The organism is Lampropedia hyalina DSM 16112 (assembly GCF_900129055.1).
Classification (GTDB): domain Bacteria; phylum Pseudomonadota; class Gammaproteobacteria; order Burkholderiales; family Burkholderiaceae_C; genus Lampropedia; species Lampropedia hyalina.
In genome coordinates this window covers 1-20703 of the sequence record NZ_FQUZ01000024.1, presented here as the reverse complement: position 1 = coordinate 20703, position 20703 = coordinate 1, and the positions used below count along the sequence as shown (strand labels likewise).

Here is a 20703-nt window from a genome sequence, read left to right as displayed (position 1 = left end):
GGGTCGGGATGAAGGGAAAAGATGCCGAAAGCCGTGCCAGCGCAGCACACGCGGGCACGGCATGGGGGCGGTGCAGCGGCGATCAGTCGCGCAGCAGGTCGTTCAGGCTGGTCTTGGAGCGGGTCTGCGCATCCACGGTCTTGACGATGATGGCCGCGTAGGTGCTGTAGTCCTGGCCCGCCTTGGTCTTCTTGGGCAGGTTGCCGCTGATGACCACGCTGCCGCTGGGCACGCGGCCATAGCTGATTTCGCCGGTGTCACGGTTGAAGATGGGGGTGCTCTGGCCGATGTATACGCCCATGCCCAGCACGGAGTTTTCTTCCACGATCACGCCTTCGACGACTTCGGAGCGCGCGCCGATGAAGCAGTTGTCCTCGATGATGGTGGGGTTGGCTTGCAGCGGCTCCAGCACGCCACCCAGGCCCACGCCACCGGAGAGGTGTACGTTCTTGCCCACCTGTGCGCAGGAGCCGACGGTGGCCCAGGTATCGACCATCGTGCCTTCGTCCACATACGCGCCGATGTTCACATAGGAGGGCATCAGGATCGCGCCCTTGGCAATGAAGCTGCCGCGCCGGGCCACGGCAGGAGGCACCACGCGCACGCCGGTGGCGGCGAGTTGTTCGGCATTCAGGCCGGAAAACTTGGTGGGAACCTTGTCGTAGAAGCCCAGTTGCCCGGCTTCGATGAATTCGTTGTCATGCAGGCGAAACGAGAGCAGCACGGCTTTCTTGATCCACTGATGTACTGTCCACTGGCCCACGGCTTCGCGGGTGGCCACGCGCAGAGTGCCGCTGTCCAGGTCGGACAGGACGCTCTGGACGGCATCGCGCACGTCCTGCGGTGCGGAGGCTGGCGAGAATTGGGCGCGTTCTTCCCAGGCGTTTTCGATCAGGGATTGCAGTGGATGGCTCATGGTGAAAAAGTCCTCAAGGAGTCATTGAAAAACAGGAGTGTGCGGGCCAGTCAGTCAGGCCGACTGGCGGATGAACCGGGCGATGCGCCGGGCCGCTTCCAGGCATTCTTCGGTGGAGGCGACCAGGGCCATGCGCACCCGGCCTGCGCCCGGATTGCCCGCTGGCGTCTGGCGTGCCAGATAGCTGCCGGGCAACACCGTCACATTGTATTGGGCATGGAGTTGCTGCGCGAACCGCGTATCATCCTGCCCCCAGTGCGCCGGGATGCCTGCCCAGAGGTAGAAACCGGCATCGGGCAGCGACACGTCCATCACCTCGGCGAGCACCGGCGTGACTTGGGCGAATTTCTGGCGGTACAGGTCGCGGTTGTGCTGCACATGGGCCTCGTCGCCCCAGGCGGCGACGCTGGCGGCCTGCACCGGTGGGGCCATGGCGCAACCGTGGTAGGTGCGGTAGAGCAGGAATTTTTGCAGGATGGCTGCATCTCCCGCCACAAAGCCGCTGCGCATACCCGGCACATTGCTGCGTTTGGACAGGCTGGTGAAGGTCACCAGGTTCCTGAAATCCGTGCGGCCCAGTTGCTGTGCGGCTTGCAGGCCGCCCAGCGGGGCATCGTAGCGGAAATAAATCTCGCTGTAGCACTCGTCGGAGGCGATCACGAAGCCGTGCGCGTCGCTGAGCGCGAACAGCTTGCGCCATTCTTCCAGCGGCATGACCGCGCCGGTGGGATTGCCCGGCGAACAGACGTACAGCAGGCGGGTGCGTTGCCAGATGCTCTCGGGCACGCTGTCCCAATCGACGGCAAAGTTGCGGGCCGGGTCGCTGTTGGCATAGAACGGCGTGGCCCCAGCCAGAATCGCCGCGCCTTCGTAGATTTGGTAGAACGGATTGGGGCAGACCACCACGGCATCCCCGGCCGAGGCATCGACCACCGCCTGCGCAAAGGCAAACAGGGCTTCGCGCGAACCGTTCACCGGCAGGGTCTGCGTCAGTGCATCCACGGCCACGCCATAGCGTTGCTGCAACCAGCGGGCAAATGCCTCACGCAGTGCCGGTGTGCCCGCCGTGGCCGGGTAGGCCGCCAGTCCGGTGGCCGGGTCTTGCAGGGCCTGCGCATAGGCTTGCAGAATGAAGGCGGGCGTGGCGTGCTTGGGTTCGCCAATGCCCAGGCTGATGGGCGCGAGGGCCGGGTTGGGTTGCGTGCCGGCCAAAAGCTGGCGCAAACGCTCGAACGGATAGGGGTGCAGGTCTTGCAGCAGGAGGTTCATGGGGCAGGTTCCGCCTGGGTGGTGGCAGTGGGGGTCAGAGTTCCAGCGTCTTCAGGTAGTTGCGGAAGGTCGCGCCCACGCCGGGGTGCTGCAAGGCCAGTTCCACGGTGGCCTGCAAAAAGCCTTCCTTGCTGCCGCAGTCGTACCGCTTGCCTTCGTAGGCGTAGGCAAAGATGGCCTCGTATTGCAGCAGGCTGGCAATCGCATCGGTGAGCTGGATTTCACCACCCACGCCCTTGGGCAGATTGCGAATTTCGTCGAAGATGCGCGGTTTGAGAATGTAGCGGCCAGCCACGCCCAGTTGCGAAGGAGCATTTTCCGGCTTGGGTTTCTCGACGATGCGTGCCACCTTGGTCAGCGCGCCCTGCACTTCCGTGCCTGCCACGATGCCGTAGCGCGAAACCTGCTCCAGCGGCACTTCCTGCACGGCCAGAATGGAGCTTTGGGTCTGCTCGAAGGCCTTGACCATCTGGGTCAGCACGTTCGGGCCGCCGTTGTGGCCCACCATCAGGTCATCGGCCAGCAGCACGGCAAAGGGTTCGTTGCCCACCAGCGGCTGCGCGCACAGCACGGCATGGCCCAGCCCGAGGGCGCGGGGCTGGCGCACGAAGCTGCACACCATGTCATCGGGCTTGATGGAACGGATCACCTCCAGCAACTCCAGCTTGCCTGCGGTTTCCAGCTCGTGCTCCAGCTCGAAGGAGGTGTCGAAATGGTCTTCGATGGAGCGTTTGCTGCGCCCCGTGACGAACACCATGTGGCGAATGCCAGCGGCATAGGCTTCTTCGACGGCGTACTGGATGATGGGCTTGTCCACCACATTGAGCATTTCCTTGGGGGCGGCCTTGGTGGCGGGCAGGAAACGGGTTCCCAGTCCGGCAACGGGAAATACGGCTTTCTGGATGGTGGGGCGGGTCTGGCTCATGGTGGGCTACAGAGAAAATTGAGGACGAACCAAAGGGTTCAAATAAAAAATGGGGCAAGGGCCTGTGCCCTTGCCTTCAAGCACATCGGGGCATCAGCCCAGGCGGATGAGTTGTTCGCGCAGTTTGCCCAGTGTGGCAGAGAAGTCGGCCAGACGCTGGCGTTCCTGTGCGATCACGGCAGGCGGGGCCTTGGCCACGAAAGCCTCGTTGGCCAGTTTACCTTCTGCCTTGCGCACTTCGCCCTCGATGCGGGCGATTTCCTTGGCAAGGCGTGCTTTTTCGGCGGCCACGTCGATTTCCACGAACAGGCACAGGCGCGCTTCGCCCACCACGGCCACCGGTGCGGCAGCGGCGGCGTGCGTCCAGGCGGCTTCGTCGGCGAAGATGTTCACCTCGCTGAGTTTGGCCAGTGCCTGGAGTGCGGGTGTGGCTGCCCGCAACAGTTGCAGGTCGCTGGCATGGCTTGCCGTGGCCAGCAGCGGCACGCGCTGGGCGGGCGAGATCGCCATTTCGCCGCGCAGATTGCGGCAGGCATCCACCAGGGCCTTGAGGCGGGCGATTTCGGCCACGGCCGCCTCGTCGATTTTTTCCGGCTGGCTTTGCGGGTAGTCGGCAATCGCTACCGAATCGCCTGCCTTGCCTGCCACCGGGGCGACCACCTGCCACAGACTTTCGGTGACGAACGGAATCAGCGGGTGCGCCAGCCGCAGAATGGCTTCAAGCACGCGAATCAGCGTGAAGCGGGTGGCGCGTTGCTGGGCTTCGTTGCCGGTTTGCAACTGGGTCTTGGCGATTTCCAGATACCAGTCGCAGAACTCGTTCCAGACGAATTCATAGAGGGCGTTGGCCACGTTGTCCAGCCGGTAGTCGGCAAAGCCCTGGGCCATGTCGGCTTCGAGCTTTTGCAGCAGCGAGACGATCCAGCGATCGGCCGCGCTGGTTTCGCGTGGCAGAGCCTGGGTCTCGGGCGTGGTGCCGCAGTCGTGGCCTTCGCAGTTCATCAGCACGAAGCGGCTGGCATTCCAGAGCTTGTTGCAGAAGTTGCGGTAGCCCTCGCAGCGTTTGCTGTCGAAGTTGATGTTGCGCCCCAGCGAGGCCAGCGCGGCAAAGGTAAAGCGCAGCGCGTCCGCGCCATAGGCGGGAATGCCATCGGGGAATTCCTTCTGCGTGTTCTTCTTCACCTGGGGCGCGGTTTCCGGGCGGCGCAGGCCGGTGGTGCGCTTTTCCAGCAGGGACTCGAGCGCGATGCCGTCGATCAGATCGACTGGGTCGAGCACGTTGCCCTCAGACTTGCTCATTTTCTTGCCCTGTGCATCGCGCACCAGCCCGTGCATATAGACATGGCGGAAGGGCGTGCGGTCGGTGAAGTGGCGGGTCATCATGACCATGCGCGCCACCCAGAAGAAGATGATGTCGTAGCCGGTCACCAGCACGCTGGAAGGCAGGTACAACTCGTAGTCCTTGAGCGGATTGGCATCTTGCGCGGCATCGGGCCAGCCGGTGGACGAGAACGGCACCAGCGCGGAGGAATACCAGGTATCGAGCACGTCGGGGTCGCGCCGCAGGGCCTTGCCCCCGGCCTGCTGGCGGGCATCGGCCTCATTGCGGGCCACATACACGTTGCCGTCTTCGTCGTACCAGGCGGGAATCTGGTGCCCCCACCAGAGCTGGCGGCTGATGCACCAGTCCTGAATGTGGTTCATCCACTGGTTGTAGGTGTTCACCCAGTTTTCCGGCACAAAGCCGACCTGGCCGGACTGCACGGCATCGATGGCTTTTTGCGTGATGGACTGGCCGCTGGCATCGGGCTTGCTCATGGCCACAAACCATTGGTCGGTCAGCATCGGCTCCACGACCTGACCGGTGCGGGTGCAGATGGGCACCATCAGCTTGTGCTTCTTGGTTTCGACCAGCAGCCCGGCAGCGTCCAGATCGGCCACCACGCGCTTGCGGGCGACGAAGCGATCCTGTCCCTGGTAGGCGGCTGGAATGGCAGCAATGGCTGCTGCATCGGCTGTGCCTTGGGCATCGGCGGCGTTGCGCACCTTGGCATCGAGCGTGAGTACGCCAATCACCGGCAACTGGTGGCGCAGACCCACGGCATAGTCATTGTGGTCGTGTGCGGGTGTGACCTTGACGACTCCGGTGCCGAATGCACGGTCCACATAATCATCGGCGATGATGGGGATGGTGCGCCCCACCAGCGGCAGCACCACGTTCTGGCCGATCAGGTGCTGGTAGCGTTCGTCTTCTGGGTGCACCATCACCGCCACGTCGCCCAGCATGGTTTCGGGGCGGGTGGTGGCAACGACCAGTTGGCCACTGCCGTTTTCCAGCGGATAGGCGATGTGCCAGAGCGAGCCGTCCTTCTCCTCGTTTTCCACTTCCAGGTCGGACACCGCCGATTGCAGCACCGGGTCCCAGTTCACCAGCCGCTTGCCCCGGTAGATCAGCCCTTCTTCGTACAGGCGCACGAAGGTATCGACCACCACGCGGGAGAGCTTTTCGTCCATCGTGAAGTATTCGCGGCTCCAGTCCACCGACGCGCCCAGGCGGCGCATCTGCGTGGTGATGGTGTGGCCGGACTGCTGTTTCCACTCCCAGACGCGGGCGACGAAGTTCTTGCGGGCTTCCTCCGGCGTAGGCCCCATGTCGTGGCGGCTCTGGCCCTCCCCCTGCAACTGGCGTTCCACCACGATCTGCGTGGCAATGCCGGCGTGGTCGGTGCCGGGAATCCACACGGTGTTGAAGCCGCGCATGCGGTGGTAGCGCGTGAGCGCGTCCATCACCGTCTGGTTGAAGGCGTGGCCCATGTGCAGCGTGCCGGTGACATTGGGCGGCGGCAGTTGAATCGAGAAGTTGCGGCCTGCAGCAGCGGCAGCGGCATCGGGCTGGCCGGTGCCGCGATACCCGGCACGGCCATAGCCGCGCCGCTCCCACTCCGGCCCCCATTGCGCCTCGATGGCAGCGGGTTCAAACGATTTGGCAAGGCTCTCAAGGCCGGGTTGTGCGGGGGTGTGGTTCTGGCTCATGGTATGAAACAATAGGACGGCATGCTGTGGTATGCGCACAGCCCATGCCGCCCGAAAAATACAATCGCGCCATTCTAGCGTTTCCCGAAGGCCTCGACCGGCAGGCCGTGGGAGGCCACCACCACTGCCCCACCATGAAAAAACGCGACATCCCGCTGTTCTTTGCCGCCTTGCAGGCGGCCAATCCCGAACCGAAAACCGAGCTGGAATACCAGAGCCACTTCGAGCTGCTGGCCGCCGTGCTGCTGTCGGCGCAGGCCACCGATGTGAGTGTGAACAAGGCCACGCGCGTGCTGTTTCCGCAAGCACGCACGCCCCAGGCCATGCTGGAGCTGGGGCTGGATCGCTTGCAGGAGGCCATCCAGTCCATCGGGCTGTATCGCACCAAGGCCCGCAACCTGCTGGCCACCTGCCAGATTCTGGTTGATCGGTATGGCGGCGACATTCCGCGCACCCGCGAGGAACTGGAGCAACTGCCCGGCGTGGGGCGCAAGACCGCCAATGTGGTGCTGAACGTGGCATTTGGCGAGCCGACGATGGCGGTGGACACGCATATTTTCCGCGTAGGCAACCGCACCGGACTGGCTCCCGGCAAAACGCCGCTGGAAGTGGAACGCGGCCTGCTGGCGCGGGTTCCCAACGAGTACGCCGTCCATGCCCACCACTGGCTGATTCTGCTGGGCCGCTATGTCTGCCAGGCGCGCAAGCCGCGCTGCGAGGAATGCCTGGTCAGCCAGTGGTGCGATTGGGGCCAGCAGCAACGGCATCCCAAGGTCAGCGCGCCATCAACCCAATCACCAGCGCATTCACCAGATCGATGAAGAAGCCGCAGACCAGCGGCACGACGATGAAGGCGCGCGGGGCGTTGCCGTGGGCCTTGGTGACGGCCGTCATGTTGGCAATGGCCGTGGCGGTGGAACCCAGCGCGATGCCGCCAAAGCCCGAGCAGATCACGGCCGCTTCGTAGTCGCGCCCCATCAGGCGAAAAACCACGAACACGGTGAACAGCAGCACCAGCACGATCTGCACCAGCATCACCGCGCTGATGAAGCCCAGCACCGATTGCAATTCCCACAGGCGCAGCCCCATCAGGGCCATCATCAGGAACAGCCCCAGACAGATGTCGGAAATCAGCGCGATGCCGGGCTGCATGCGCGGGTAGTCCCACAGGGTGCGCCGGAAGAAGCGTTTTTGCAGGGGCGTGAAGGTATCGCCCAGCCCCCGGATGGCAATGCCCGCCATCAGGCAGCCGACGAAAGCGGGCAGGTTCAGCCCGGTGAGGGCAATCAGCTCGCTGAGGATGCGCCCCAGCATCAGGCTGAGGTTCAGCCAGAAGATCGCCAGCAGCACGCCGTAGTAATTGAGTTGCAGAAACGGCTCTTTCTTGTGCAGCGTGGCGATTTCCAGCGCGGTATCTGCCGAGGGCTGCACCTGGTGGCGGCGCATCAGCCAGCTGGCCACTGGCCCGCCAATCAGACAGGCGGAGATCATGCCCAGCATGTTGGCGGCCAGCCCCAGCTCCTGTGCGTTGCCGATGCCCAGCGTGTCGGTGAAGTAGGGAGTCCAGGCCAGCGTCGTGCCCACGCCGCCGGTCAGGGCGATGGAGCCGGTCATCAGCCCCGCCAGTGGCTCCAGGCCGAAAACGGCGGCCATCCCCATGCCCACGGCGTTCTGCAACACGATGAAGCCGCTGGCCAGTGCCAGCAGCATCACCATGGGCCTGCCCCCTTCGCGCAGGGTGCGCACGTCTGTGCCCAGACCGATGGCAGCGAAGAAGTACAGCAGCAGGGTATCGCGGGCATCCAGCGTGAGGCTGATCTGCACGTCCAGCAGCGCGTGGGCCAGAAACACCAGCGCGCTGCAACAGATGCCACCGATCACGGCATCGGGAATGCTGAAGCGTTGCAGCGCGGCAAAGCGCGCGGTCATGGCCTTGCCGACGAACAGCAGCAGAATCGCCAGCGTGAAGCTGAACATGGCATCGAGGTGAATGGTGTGCATGGGAACGAAACGGGAACGCAGAACAGCAGAAAGAACAACAGCAAGACAGGGGCAGGCACTATCCGAGTGCCCGGCCCGCTGCATCTTCACCGGGTGGGCACTGCGCAGGCTTGAGCAGGGCGTGCAGCAGTTGTCGGTGGGCGCGGCGCATGTCCTGCACCAGTTCCTCGGGCAGGTGATTGCCCGTGGCCATCTTGACCAGTGCCAGCATGACGACCGGGGTGTTCAGCAGTTCCGGGTATTCGGTGAGCACACAGGGTTGCAGCAGTCCCTGGGCAATGCAGTGCTCGAAAATCGCTTTCTGGCGTTCCAGAAACCGCTGGCGGTGTGCCATCAGCCAGTTGGTGATTAATTCTGGCATCCGCGCACCTTCGGTCACCAGCAGGCGCACGGTGGCGATGGCATCGGGGGCTTGCAGGCGGCCGTAGATGTCTTCGAGAAACCGCTCGATCATGGTGTCCACGTCTTTCTGCTCGCCGGGCATGATGAGCGATTCGCTGATGAGCGTTGGCTCCAGACGCTGGCTCAACAGCATTTCCAGCAATTGTTCCTTGCTGGCAAAGTGGGCATACAGGCCGCCCTTGGACATGCCCGCACGCTGGGCAATGTCGTCCATGCGGGTGGCGGCAAAGCCCCGTGCAGAGAACTCCAGCAGCGCGGCATCCAGGATTTCCTCGATGCGCGCCTCAGGCTTGAGGCGGCGGCGGCGCGAGGGTGGAGTGTCCGTGGCAGTAGGGGCAGCGGTGGCAATTGGCATGGGCAAACAATCGGGGGGCAATGTAATCAGGGTGTGGGCAGGCTGGCCATTTTACGGGATGCCTCGCCATAAACGACTGATGGGTCGTTTATACTTCCCCACTATCGACCCATCGGTCGTTATCCACCGATTCACCCACAGGAACAGGCAAGTGAGCAGATACGCCCAGCAGTGCATTCGCGCCACCACCGGCATGGGAGTCGGCAGCCTTCTGGTGCTGCTGGCAGGCTGTGCGTCGCTGGCTCCGGCCACACCGGACAGCAATGCCGGGCTTCCCGCGCAGTACCTGAACCAGACCGCTGACGATGCCGCCGATGCGCAAGCCGTTGCCGGCCTGCACTGGCAGCAGTTCTTTGCCGATGCACGTCTGCGCCAACTCATTGGCGTGGCCCTGGAGAACAACCGCGACCTGCGTCTGGCCGCCTTGCGCGTGCAGGAGGCCCAGGCGGCCTACGGCATCCAGCGCAGCCAGTCCCTACCCACGCTGGCGGCCAGTGCACAGGCCAGCCGCTCGCGCACCCCGGCGGATCTGTCGCTCACCGGCCAGGCCATCACCAGCAGCCAGTGGCAGGCCGGGTTGGGCATCAGCAGTTGGGAAATCGACTTCTGGGGCCGCGTGGCCAGCCTGAACGAGGCGGCCCTGCAAACCTTTCTGGCCACCGATGCCGCGCGGCAGGCCGCCACTCTGGGGCTGATCGGGCAGGTGGCGCAGGCCTATCTGGGACTGCGCGAACTGGACGAACGCCTGCAACTGGCACAGGCCAGCGAGGCCAGCCAGCGTGAATCCCTGCGCATCTTCACACGCCGCTTCGAGGTGGGCGCGGCCTCGCGGCTGGAGCTGACCCAGGTGCAGACCCTGCTGGCCCAGGCGCAATCGCTGGTGGTGCAGTTGCAGCAGCAACGCGCCGCGCAACTGCACACGCTGGGCATTCTGCTGGGTTCGGTGGTGGATGTCGCCGCCCTGCCTCCTGCCCCGCTGCTGGCCGATGAAGCATGGCTGGTTCCGCTACAGGCCGGACTGCCTGCCGCGCTGCTGCAACACCGCCCGGACATCGTCGCGGCCGAGCACCGCTTGCAGGCGGCCCGCGCCAATATCGGCGCGGCGCGTGCCGCGTTCTACCCCAGCATCCGCCTCACTGCGACGGGTGGCACGGCCAGCCAGGAGCTGGAGGGGCTGTTCAAGGGCGCAGGACGTGCCTGGAGCTTCGCCCCCAGCCTGTCGCTGCCAATTTTCGATGCCGGGCGCAACCGCGCCAACCTGAATCTGACGCAGGTGCGCCAGCACATGGCAGTGGCGGAATACGAGAACGCCATCCAGAATGCCTTCCGCGATGTCTCCGACGCACTGGCCGCGCGGCAATGGCTGACGCAGCAGGTGGCCGTGCAGCAGCAGGCATTGACCGTGCAGCGCGAACGGGTGCGCCTGTCGCGGCTGAGTTACGAGCACGGCGCGTCCACGTTCCTGGAAGTGCTGGATGCCGAGCGCAGCCTGCTGAACGTGGAGCAGCAACTGGTGCAGACGCGCCGTGCGCTGCTGGCCAGCCAGGTGTCGCTGTACACCGCGCTGGGCGGCGGCTCGCAGCAGGTGGCTCCCGCACCGCTGCTGAACGAACCGGCCCTGCCCGACACCGCGACCCAGGCATTCCCTTTGGCGAACTGAAGATATTTTCATCATGGCACGCACCCTCACCCAAAAACTGTTTCCCCTTGCCGTCGTGGCGGCTCTGGCCGTGGGCGGCTGGTTTGCCTGGCAGGCCTCCCGCCCCGATGCCGACGCTGGCGCATTTCTGGGCAGCAATGGCCGCATCGAAGCCACCGAGGTGGACGTTTCCACCAAGCTGGGCGGGCGCGTGCAGGACATTCTGGTCGATGAAGGCGCGTTCGTGCAGGGCGGGCAGGTACTGGCCACCATGCAGGTGCTGACGCTGGACGCGCAGTTGCGCGAAGCCCAGGCGCAACGCCAGCAGGCCATCAACACCGTCGCCAGTGCCCAGGCCCAGGTGGCCATGCGCCGCAGCGACAAGCTGGCCTTGCAGGCGCAGGTGCGCCAGGCCGAAGCCGAGCAGGATGCCGCCCGCCGCCGCCTCGCCCGCTCCGAAACACTGGCACGCGAAGGAGCCACCTCCCAGCAGACACTGGACGATGACCGCACCCGCCACCGCAGTGCCCAGGCTGCCATTGCCGCTGCACGCGCGCAGGTGGTGGCTGCCGATGCCGCCATCGTCGCCGCACAGGCACAGGTGACCGGAGCGCAGTCTGCCGTGGCCGCCATCGATGCCACCATCGAGCGCATTCAGGTGGAAATCGACGACAGCCAGCTCAAGGCCCCGCGCGACGGGCGCGTGCAGTTCCGGGTGGCACAGCCCGGCGAGGTGCTGGGCGCAGGCGGCCGGGTGCTGAACCTGATCGACCTCTCCGACGTGTACATGACATTCTTCCTGCCCACCGAAGCCGCAGGCCGCGTGGCGGTGGGCACGGAAGTGCGCATCGTGCTGGATACCGCGCCGCAATGGCCGATTCCAGCCAAGGTCTCCTACGTCGCCAGCAACGCCCAGTTCACCCCCAAGACCGTGGAAACTGCCAGCGAACGGCAAAAACTGATGTTCCGCGTGCGCGCGCAGATTGACCGCGAACTGCTGCAACGGCATCTGGAATACGTCAAGACCGGCCTGCCCGGCATGGCCTGGGTGCGGCTCGATCCGCAGGCCCAATGGCCCGCCCACCTCGCACTCAAGGCCGCCGAATGAGCCTGCCCGGTATGGCCCACGCACCGATGGAGCCGGTTGTGCCGGTTGCGCCAGTGGTGCGGCTGCACGATGTGCGCCTGCACTACGGTCAGACCGAGGCCCTGGCAGGCATCACCCAGGACATTCCTGCCCACTGCATGGTCGGGCTGATCGGGCCGGATGGCGTGGGCAAGTCCAGCCTGCTGTCGCTGGTGGCCGGGGCGCGTGCCGTGCAACAGGGGCGAGTGGAGGTGCTGGGCGGTGACATGGCCGACAAACACCACCGCAGTGCCACCTGTCCGCGCATTGCCTACATGCCGCAGGGGCTGGGCAAGAACCTCTACCCCACGCTGTCGGTGGAAGAAAACCTGCAATTCTTCGCCCGCCTGTTCGGCCACGATGCCGCCGAACGCCGCCGCCGCATCGATGACCTGACCCACGCCACCGGCCTGCACCGCTTCCTCGACCGCCCGGCGGGCAAGCTCTCCGGCGGCATGAAGCAGAAACTCAGCCTGTGCTGCGCCCTCATCCACGACCCCGATCTGCTGATTCTGGATGAACCCACCACCGGCGTGGATCCGCTGGCCCGCGCCCAGTTCTGGGAGCTGATCGACCGCATTCGCACCCAACGCCACGGCATGAGCGTGATGGTCGCCACCGCCTACATGGACGAGGCACAGGGCTTCGACTGGCTGGTGATGATGGACGAAGGCCGCATCCTGGCCACCGGCACGCCCGACGCGCTGCTGGAACGCACGGGTTCCGACTCGCTGGAAAACGCCTTCATCGCACTGCTGCCGGAAGAAAAGAAGCGCGGCCACACTGCCGTGGAAATTCCGCCGCTGCAAACCGATGCCAATGACATTGCCATCGAGGCGCAGGGCCTGACCATGCGCTTCGGGGATTTCGTGGCCGTCGATCACGTCAGCTTTCGCATCCAGCGCGGCGAGATTTTCGGTTTTCTCGGCTCGAACGGCTGCGGCAAATCCACCACCATGAAAATGCTCACCGGCCTGCTGCCCGCCAGCGAAGGCCGAGCCTGGCTGTTCGGGCAGGAAGTGAACCCGCACGACATTGCCACGCGCCGCCGCGTGGGCTATATGTCACAGGCGTTCTCGCTGTACAACGAGCTGACCGTGCAGCAGAACCTGGTGCTGCATGCGCGACTGTTCCATGTGCCCGAGGCCGACATTCCGGCACGGGTGGACGAAATGGCCACGCGTTTTGGCCTTCAGGAAGCCCTGCACAGCTTGCCCGCCAGCATGCCGCTGGGTATGCGCCAGCGGCTCTCGCTGGCAGTGGCGATGGTGCACCGGCCCGATCTGCTGATTCTGGACGAACCCACCTCCGGGGTCGATCCGGTGGCCCGCGATGCCTTCTGGCGGCTGCTGGTGGAACTCTCGCGCCGCGACCGCGTGACCATCTTCATCTCCACCCATTTCATGAACGAAGCGGAACGCTGCGACCGCATGTCCATGATGCACGCGGGCAAGGTGCTCGACAGCGACACCCCGGCGCGGCTGGTGGAAAAACGCGGTGCGGCCACGCTGGAGCAGGCATTCATCGGCTATCTGGTGGAGGCCGGCGGTGGCCCGGAAGCGGCCAGCGATGCACCTGCCCCCACTGCGCCCGCTCTCTCCGGCACGACGGGTGCGGCTGGAACGCCATCTGCCGCCCCACGCGGCTTCAGCCTGCAACGCCTGCTGAGCTATATGTGGCGCGAATCCCTGGAGCTGCGGCGCGACCCTGTGCGCGCCACGCTGGCCCTGCTGGGGTCGCTGATCCTGATGTTCGTCATCGGCTTTGGCATCACGATGGACGTGGAAGACCTGCGCTACGCGGTGCTGGACGGCGACCAGTCCAGCCTGAGCCAGAGCTACACGCTGGGGCTGTCGGGTTCGCGCTACTTCATCGAGCAGCCGCCGATTGCCAGCCATGCCGAGCTGGATCGCCGCATGACCAGCGGCGAACTCTCGCTGGCCATTGAGATTCCGCCCGGCTTTGGCCGCGACCTGCTGCGCGGCCATGACGTGCAGATTGGCGCGTGGGTGGATGGAGCCATGCCCATGCGGGCCGAAACCATCCAGGGCTATGTGCAGGGCATCCACCAGCACTGGCTGGCGCAACAGGCTGCCGAACGCCTGGGCACGTCCAGCACCAGTGGAGCCAGTATCCAGACGCGCTTTCGCTACAACCCCGACGTAAAAAGCCTGCCCGCCATCGTGCCCGCCGTCATTCCGCTGCTGCTGCTGATGCTGCCCGCCATGCTGACCGCGCTGGCCGTGGTGCGCGAGAAGGAAACCGGCTCCATCATCAACCTCTACGTCACCCCGGTGACGCGCACCGAATTCATGCTGGGCAAGCAACTGCCCTATGTCGCCCTTGCCTTGCTGAATTTTCTGCTGATGACACTGCTGGCGGTGACGCTGTTCGGTGTACCCCTGACTGGCAGCTTCCCCACACTGCTATTGGCCGCACTGGTCTATTCCTTTACTGCCACCGGCATGGGGCTGCTGGCCTCGGCCATCACCAAAAGCCAGATTGCCGCCATGTTCTTCGCGATGATCGGCACGCTGATTCCGGCCACGCAATTTTCCGGGCTGACCGATCCGGTGTCGTCGCTGGAAGGCATGGGCCGCATCATCGGTGAGGTGTATCCGGCCAGCCACATGATCGCCATCAGCCGGGGCGTGTTCAGCAAGGCACTCGATTTTGGCGATCTGAGCGGCTCGTTCTGGCCGCTGCTGCTGTCGGTACCGGTCATCATCGGCCTGGCCATCGCGCTGCTGAAAAAACAGGAGCGATAGGCCATGCACCATCCACACGCTACCCAGACCCTGTGGGGCTTGCGCCTGCTGCTGTTGCTCGGGCTGGTCACAATCCACCCGCTGAGCCGACTGTTGCCCACCTCCCACGGTTGGGAAAACGGCATTTTCGAGAATGCGCAAATCATGGTGCTGCTGACCGCCGGGCTGTGCGCTGCCTTCTGGGCCTGGCACGCCAGCCACATGCCATTGCGCTGGTTCTGGTGCATGGTCACGCCCCTCTGGTTCATCATGGCCCTGCGGGAGCTGAGCTGGGGGGCGGCACTGCTGGATCCGATTTTCTTCAGTTTCGAGACCGGGCCGGAATACCCCTCCTCTCGCACCATGCCGGCGCGGAACTTCATCATCGGCACAGCAGCGGCTGCGCTGTTGGGCAGTGTGCTGATATTCATCCTGACCCGCCAGTACCGCACGCTTGCGCGGCTGTGGCAGCAAAAATCCATTCCCGTGCTGGAACTGACATTCGCCCTGCTGGCCACTGCCCTGGTGGTCGCCGCAGAAAACCGGCTACGGCTCGAACAGATTCTGCTGCTGAGCCACAGCCAGGGGCAACTCATGGAAGAAATTGCAGAATTCTGGGTCTATTCTTCGCTGGCAGTGGCCCAGTGGTATGTCTTTCTGACCGATCTGACCACCCAGCCAGCCGGATCATTCGACCTGCTGCACCCACGCGCCGGATCATGACCATGCCGCCAAGGAGACTGACCCAATGAGCACCCGCCAGTCGTTTCTGAACATCTACCGCCTGGGCATCAAGGAGCTGTGGAGCCTGTGGCGCGATCCGGTCATGCTGGTGCTGATCGTGTACGTGTTCACGGTGGCCGTGTACACCGCCGCCAGTGCCATGCCCGAAACGCTGCACAACGCGCCGATTGCCATCGTGGACGAAGACCAGTCCCCGCTGTCGCAGCGCATCACCTCGGCGTTCTATCCGCCCCAGTTCACTCCGCCGCAGATGATCGGCCAGCACCAGATGGACACCGGCATGGATGCCGGGGATTACACGTTCGCGCTGGTCATACCGCCCAACTTCCAGCGCGACCTGCTGGCCGGGCGTAGCCCGGAACTGCAACTCAATGTCGATGCCACGCGGATGAGCCAGGCATTCACCGGCAGCAGCTATGTGCAGCAGATCACCGCAGGCGAAATCTCGGAGTTCGCACAGCATTACCGGGGCAATGCCGCCGCGCCCGTCGATCTGGCCCTGCGCACGCGCTTCAACCCTGCGCTGGACAAGTCCTGGTTCGGCGGGCTGATCCAGGTCATCAACCAGATCACCATGCTCTCCATCATCCTCACCGGGGCCGCGCTGATCCGTGAGCGCGAACACGGCACCATCGAACACCTGCTGGTCATGCCCATCACCCCCACCGAAATCATGTTGGCCAAGGTCTGGTCGATGGGGCTGGTGGTGCTGGTAGCAGCCTGGCTGTCACTGCAACTGGTGGTGCGCGGCCTGCTGGGCGTGCCGGTGCAAGGCTCCCTGCCGCTGTTCTTTGCCGGTGCCGCACTGTGCCTGTTCGCCACCACCTCGATGGGGATTTTCATGGCCACCGTGGCACGCAACATGCCGCAGTTCGGCATGCTGTCGGTGCTGGTGCTCTTGCCACTGCAAATGCTCTCTGGCGGCACCACCCCGCGCGAGAGCATGCCTGAACTCGTGCAGAACATCATGCTGATCGCCCCCACCACCCACTTCGTGCAACTGGGGCAGGCCATCCTGTTCCGGGGAGCCGGGTTTTCCGTGGTCTGGCCACAGTTTCTGGCCCTGGTGCTGATTGGCGCACTGATGTTCGCGCTGTCACTGCGCCGCTTCCGCCAGACCATCAGCCAGATGGCATGAATGCCACACCATAGATAAATAAATAAAAAAAGGAGGTGGATGGCCACATTGGTTGGCCATCCACCCCCTTCACGCCAATGCCGTCATTCAGAACGGCACGCCACTCACTCAGCCACCCGCCGCACCGGTACCACCTGGCGTGGGAGCAGGCAATTCTTCCCCGGCTTGCGCAGCCGCTTCGATCACCGATGCGCTGATGGCACCGCTGGCACTGACCACGCCTGCCACGGTCAGTTGCTCCAGAGCCGCATCGTAAGGGCTGGCACCGGGATCGGCTGTGAAGGCCACCGAGTCAAACGAACTGCCAAAACTGTTCACGATGGCCTGGGCCGCTGCTTCGCCCAGCACCGCGACCAGTTGGGTACGCACCAGTTCCACCGTGGCCTCGCGGTATTCATTCGCTTTGGTCACCACCGATTGCGCCAGACCGGAGTTGGCCCGCAGCGCGGCCATGAAGTTCGTGCCAGCACCGCCGCCGGAAGCCTGTTGCACGTTCGTCTCGATCACCTTGACCAGCAATTCGGTCATGGGGGTGATGTTGAAACGCCCACCTTCAAAAAGCGCACCACGGTAGGAAATAGCACCCAGCGTAGCCTGACCAATGCAGGGATATGCCAGATTCACCGCTTCGATACTGAAGCTGCCGCTGGCATCCGAGAGGACATTGCTGGCACCGCCATCGGCACATTGCAGCGAAATCTCTGCACCCACCAGCGGTGCGCCACGGGCTGCCGTACCGTTGATCTGTGTGATTGTGGCATCGCCGCCACCACCACCGCCACAGGCTGCCAGCAACGAGACGGCCGCAGCACTACCCAACCAGAACGTGATTTTTTTCAAGGAACTCACCATTGATATCTCTCCCCAAGTATTTCGTCAAAACCATTGGATACAAAGCCCTTGAAATTCTATCGGCATTGCCCCTGCTGTGACCAGCAAGAATTCCATATCGGGCGAAGATTGCGCGAGGAATGGTGCATTCATCCTTCACAGCCCCAGCCTGCCGGACTTGCTCTGGCAGGCTGGGGGCTTTTGAGGCCCATCGTCAAACGCCCTGCTTCAGGGCCGCCTCGATGAAGGCATCCAGATCACCGTCCAGCACCTTCTGCGTTGCCGAGATTTCCACGTTGGTACGCAAGTCCTTGATGCGGCTATTGTCCAGCACATAGCTGCGAATCTGGTGACCCCAGCCCACATCGGTCTTGCTGTCCTCCAGCTTCTGTTGCTCCTCCATGCGCTTGCGCATCTCGAAGTCGTACAGGCGCGAACGCAGACGCTGCCAGGCCACATCGCGGTTGCTGTGCTGGCTGCGACCATCCTGGCACTGCACCACAATGCCCGTGGGAATGTGGGTCAGGCGCACTGCCGAATCGGTCTTGTTGATGTGCTGGCCACCGGCTCCGCTGGCACGGTAGGTGTCGGTGCGCACATCGGCAGGGTTGATGTTGATCTCGATGGAATCATCAATCTCGGGATACACGAACACGCTGGCAAAGCTGGTGTGCCGCCCGCCAGAACTGTCGAACGGCGATTTGCGCACCAGACGGTGCACACCTGTTTCGGTGCGCAGCAGGCCAAACGCATATTCGCCTTCCACCTTGATGGTGGCTCCCTTGATACCAGCCACATCGCCGGGCGTTTCTTCCTCGACGGTCGCCTTGAAGCCCTTGCGTTCGGCATAGCGCACATACTGGCGCAATAACATGCTGGCCCAGTCGCAGGCCTCCGTGCCACCGGCTCCGGCCTGAATGTCGAGGAAACAGTTCAGCGGATCGGCCTCGTTGCTGAACATGCGGCGGAATTCCAGTTGCTCGATATCGGGCTGGAGCTTGTGGATTTCGGCCTCGATGGTTTCCAGCCCGGCATCATCGCCCTCCTCGCGCGACATCTCGAACAGCTCGCTGTTGTCAGCCAGCTCATTGCCCAGCCGTTCCAGCGTCAGCACCACGCCATCGAGCAGCTTCTTCTCCTTGCCCAGCTCCTGTGCCTTTTTCGGGTCATTCCAGACCGCCGGGTCTTCCAGGGCGGCATTGACGGTTCTCAGACGTTCGTACTTGGCATCGAAGTCAAAGATACCTCCGTAAATCCTGGGTGCGCGCACTCAGGTCGGCAAGATTGGCTTCGATTTGGTTGATACGTTCTGCTTCCATGGGATTCACTTCCTATTGTTCGGTCAAAACCGGCATTTTCGCACGAGTGGACTGCCGGCCCCCAGTGAACCCACCTGCACCATCCGGAATCGAGGCTCTTCTATACTGGCAAGCCCGATTTTCACCTCAAGGTTCAAGACTTCATGGATTCCCTCTCGCAAGCGGTGCTGGGTGCCAGCCTCATGGCAGCCGTACTGCCCGCATCGCAACGCCGCAAGGCCCTGCTGGCCGGAGCCGCACTGGGCACGCTGCCCGATCTGGACACCTTCATCGTGCCATGGTTCACGCAGACCCCCGTCAATCTGTTCACCTGGCATCGTGGCCCCAGCCATGCCCTGTGGGTGCTGGCCTTGCTGGCATGGCTGCTGTGGTGGTTGTGGAAACCACGCTCACAGGCCATTCGGGCCGCCCCGTGGCAATGGCTGCTGGGCATCGAACTCGTGCTGCTCACGCACACCTTGCTTGATGCACTGACCATCTACGGCACACAACTGTGGTGGCCCTGGCCTGGCAACCCGGTCATGTGGGGATCGCTGTTCATCATCGACCCACTTTACACCGTCCCCTTGTTGCTGGGTGTGCTGGCAGCGGTAGCTGGCGGTGCGCGCCGTTGGGCGGGCGTGGCTGTGAGCCTGGGGCTGCTGCTCAGCACTGCCTACATCGGCTGGTCGCTGGGGGCCAAGCACTGGGCCACCCAGGCCATTCGCCAGAGTGCCGTGGCACAGGGTCTGGGAGACATGCCGCTGCTGGTGACACCCACGCCGCTGAACACTGTGCTGTGGCGCGCCATTCTGATGACCCCCGATGGCTATGCGATTGGCTACCGTTCGCTGCTGGACGGCCCCGCTCCGGTGTCATTCACGCATTACCCGAACGACTCCCATCTGCTGGATGGACTGGCGAACACCAGCGAGGACATTGCACGCCTGCGCTGGTTCACCAGTGGATTCGTCAGTGCCCGCGTGGACGGCAATCGCCTGCTGCTGCAAGACCTGCGCATGGGCACCGAGGGCAGCTACACGTTCACGTTTGCCGTAGCCGAGCAATCCGGCACCACCAGCCATGCGCAGACCGACTGGCAAGTGTTGCAACCGGCCATCCAGGTGGACATTCCCATGAATGCCAAGGAGCAATGGCAGCAGACCTGGCAGCGTTTGCAAAACCCTGCCCGCTGAACTGGCACTGGGGCGGTGACGTGAATGCCGCTCAGCGCAGAGCTTCGAGCGTAACGGCCACATCCCCCTTGCCGCTGCTGACATAGGCCACGCCATCCTGCACATTGAAGTGCAGCTCCATATTCCGCTCTGCCAGACGTGCCAGATTCTGGCTGGCCTCCAGATCGATGGCCATCACATGCAGGTTGCGTGCCTTGGCCGTCTTGCCCTCCACGGTCTTCCACCAGACCGAGTGGGTACGGCCATACGCATAAACCCACACCCCAGCGGCCTTGCCGCACGCCTTGAGGATGCGGCGTTCATCGGGCAGGCCCAACTCAATCCACTGGTCGATGGCCCCGGTCAGGTCTTTTTCCCAGAGATCGGGTTCATCGGTATCGCTCAGGCCCCTGGTCAATGCCAGACGCTCATCGCCATCGGCATGCAGGGCAAAGGCCAGCAGACGCAACATCAGGCGTTCGTCGGTCTCCGAAGGGTGCTTGGCCACCGTGAGGGAATGGCTGCCGTAGTAATGGCGATCGTTGTCGGCAATGTGCAAAGTGGCTTTGTGAATGGTGGCGTTGAGTGCCATGGCAGGTGATATACGGTATGTAAGATTGAATGGTGACTGATTCTGGTACAGCATACAAGTATACGTTGCTGAAGTTATTTCCCGGTCTATCCCGCTGATCAGCTCGCTGTTCATCCCCGCTGACGCAGGGAACAGTAGTTGATGCAGATGATCCTGCATGATGCTGTCTTCGATTTCGATTGAAGGGGGCATGATGATTCCATTTACAGATACGGGCAGTACATGAAGTTGAAGTTCCCCCACATTACCGGAGGGTATAGAACACTGGATCGGCCATTTCTGGCGTTGGTTTGGAAACAGATTTCTTGCTGCCTTTCCTCCTTTTTTCAAACTCTACAGGCGACAGGTAACCGATGCCTGAATGCAGCCGGTGCGGGTTGTACCAGCCCTCGATCCAGCTAAAGATGTCGCGCTTGGCTCCTGCCTTTGTTGGCCAACTTCTCCTGTCAATCAACTCACATTCCAGACTCGCAAAAAAGCTCTCAGCCATGGCGTTGTCGTAGGCATCACCC

Annotated in this window: 17 protein-coding genes; 7 read left to right on the top strand and 10 right to left on the bottom strand. The window is 63.4% G+C overall.

Annotated elements, in window-relative coordinates; all coding sequences use genetic code 11:
• Window positions 1–82 precede the first annotated feature (82 nt).
• The 4 genes from dapD to BUE21_RS10180 all read right to left on the bottom strand — a co-directional run bounded on the left by dapD (window position 83) and on the right by BUE21_RS10180 (window position 6143).
• Window positions 83–916 (bottom strand): 2,3,4,5-tetrahydropyridine-2,6-dicarboxylate N-succinyltransferase, encoded by an 834-nt coding sequence (dapD, locus tag BUE21_RS10195; RefSeq protein WP_073356571.1) that lies wholly within the window; start codon window positions 914–916, stop codon window positions 83–85.
• Window positions 917–970: 54 nt separating this feature from the next.
• Window positions 971–2185 (bottom strand): succinyldiaminopimelate transaminase, encoded by a 1215-nt coding sequence (gene dapC / locus BUE21_RS10190; RefSeq protein WP_073356570.1) that lies wholly within the window; start codon window positions 2183–2185, stop codon window positions 971–973.
• Window positions 2186–2219: 34 nt separating this feature from the next.
• Window positions 2220–3110: a UTP--glucose-1-phosphate uridylyltransferase GalU gene (galU, locus tag BUE21_RS10185; protein ID WP_073356569.1), complete on the bottom strand. Its 891-nt coding sequence runs from the start codon at window positions 3108–3110 to the stop codon at window positions 2220–2222.
• Between the two features lie 93 nt (window positions 3111–3203).
• Window positions 3204–6143 (bottom strand): valine--tRNA ligase, encoded by a 2940-nt coding sequence (locus BUE21_RS10180; RefSeq protein ID WP_073356568.1) that lies wholly within the window; start codon window positions 6141–6143, stop codon window positions 3204–3206.
• A gap of 134 nt (window positions 6144–6277) precedes the next feature.
• Here BUE21_RS10180 and nth point away from each other — a divergent pair, with 134 nt between their 5' ends.
• The gene (nth, locus tag BUE21_RS10175; protein ID WP_073356595.1) at window positions 6278–6964 is read left to right on the top strand and encodes an endonuclease III; all 687 of its coding nucleotides are present in this window, start codon (window positions 6278–6280) and stop codon (window positions 6962–6964) included.
• Here nth and gltS read toward each other — a convergent pair.
• Both gltS and BUE21_RS10165 read right to left on the bottom strand, forming a co-directional pair.
• Complete coding sequence (gltS, locus tag BUE21_RS10170) at window positions 6918–8144, bottom strand: sodium/glutamate symporter (RefSeq protein WP_234971117.1); 1227 nt, start codon at window positions 8142–8144, stop codon at window positions 6918–6920. The two genes, nth and gltS, sit on opposite strands and share 47 nt — an antisense overlap.
• A 58-nt stretch (window positions 8145–8202) precedes the next feature.
• Window positions 8203–8901: a TetR/AcrR family transcriptional regulator gene (locus BUE21_RS10165; protein ID WP_073356567.1), complete on the bottom strand. Its 699-nt coding sequence runs from the start codon at window positions 8899–8901 to the stop codon at window positions 8203–8205.
• Window positions 8902–9094: 193 nt separating this feature from the next.
• Here BUE21_RS10165 and BUE21_RS10160 point away from each other — a divergent pair, with 193 nt between their 5' ends.
• From BUE21_RS10160 to BUE21_RS10140, 5 genes are read left to right on the top strand one after another with little or no spacing between them, the layout of a single operon-like run.
• A complete protein-coding gene (locus BUE21_RS10160; protein WP_084523170.1) occupies window positions 9095–10561 on the top strand; it encodes an efflux transporter outer membrane subunit in 1467 nt (488 codons plus the stop codon).
• Window positions 10562–10574: 13 nt separating this feature from the next.
• Complete coding sequence (locus tag BUE21_RS10155) at window positions 10575–11648, top strand: HlyD family secretion protein (RefSeq protein WP_073356565.1); 1074 nt, start codon at window positions 10575–10577, stop codon at window positions 11646–11648.
• 26 nt (window positions 11649–11674) lie between these two features.
• Window positions 11675–14434, top strand: a complete 2760-nt coding sequence (gene rbbA, locus BUE21_RS10150; protein WP_407656061.1) for a ribosome-associated ATPase/putative transporter RbbA — start codon at window positions 11675–11677, stop codon at window positions 14432–14434.
• 3 nt (window positions 14435–14437) lie between these two features.
• The gene (locus tag BUE21_RS10145) at window positions 14438–15136 is read left to right on the top strand and encodes a hypothetical protein (RefSeq protein ID WP_143164496.1); all 699 of its coding nucleotides are present in this window, start codon (window positions 14438–14440) and stop codon (window positions 15134–15136) included.
• A 25-nt stretch (window positions 15137–15161) separates the two neighbouring features.
• Window positions 15162–16295 carry an ABC transporter permease gene (locus tag BUE21_RS10140; RefSeq protein ID WP_073356563.1) on the top strand — a complete coding sequence of 378 codons (1134 nt, stop codon included), beginning with the start codon at window positions 15162–15164 and terminating at the stop codon, window positions 16293–16295.
• Between the two features lie 108 nt (window positions 16296–16403).
• Here the strand turns inward: BUE21_RS10140 and BUE21_RS10135 are convergent, their stop codons facing one another.
• A complete protein-coding gene (locus BUE21_RS10135; RefSeq protein ID WP_073356562.1) occupies window positions 16404–17147 on the bottom strand; it encodes a hypothetical protein in 744 nt (247 codons plus the stop codon).
• A 193-nt stretch (window positions 17148–17340) separates the two neighbouring features.
• Window positions 17341–18445 (bottom strand): peptide chain release factor 2 gene (gene prfB / locus BUE21_RS10130; RefSeq protein WP_143164495.1). Its coding sequence is split into 2 segments (ribosomal slippage): window positions 17341–18363 and window positions 18365–18445, totalling 1104 coding nucleotides; the frame shifts between segments, so codons are not numbered across the junction.
• Between the two features lie 143 nt (window positions 18446–18588).
• Between prfB and BUE21_RS10125 the strand changes: the two genes are divergently transcribed.
• Window positions 18589–19620, top strand: coding sequence for a metal-dependent hydrolase (locus BUE21_RS10125; RefSeq protein ID WP_073356561.1), 1032 nt, complete (start codon window positions 18589–18591; stop codon window positions 19618–19620).
• A 31-nt stretch (window positions 19621–19651) separates the two neighbouring features.
• Here BUE21_RS10125 and BUE21_RS10120 read toward each other — a convergent pair whose 3' ends face one another.
• Window positions 19652–20191, bottom strand: a complete 540-nt coding sequence (locus tag BUE21_RS10120; protein ID WP_073356560.1) for a YaeQ family protein — start codon at window positions 20189–20191, stop codon at window positions 19652–19654.
• A 244-nt stretch (window positions 20192–20435) separates the two neighbouring features.
• Window positions 20436–20703, bottom strand: a 268-nt coding sequence (locus BUE21_RS10115) for an integrase core domain-containing protein (protein ID WP_234971116.1), incomplete at its 5' end; no start/stop codon positions are given.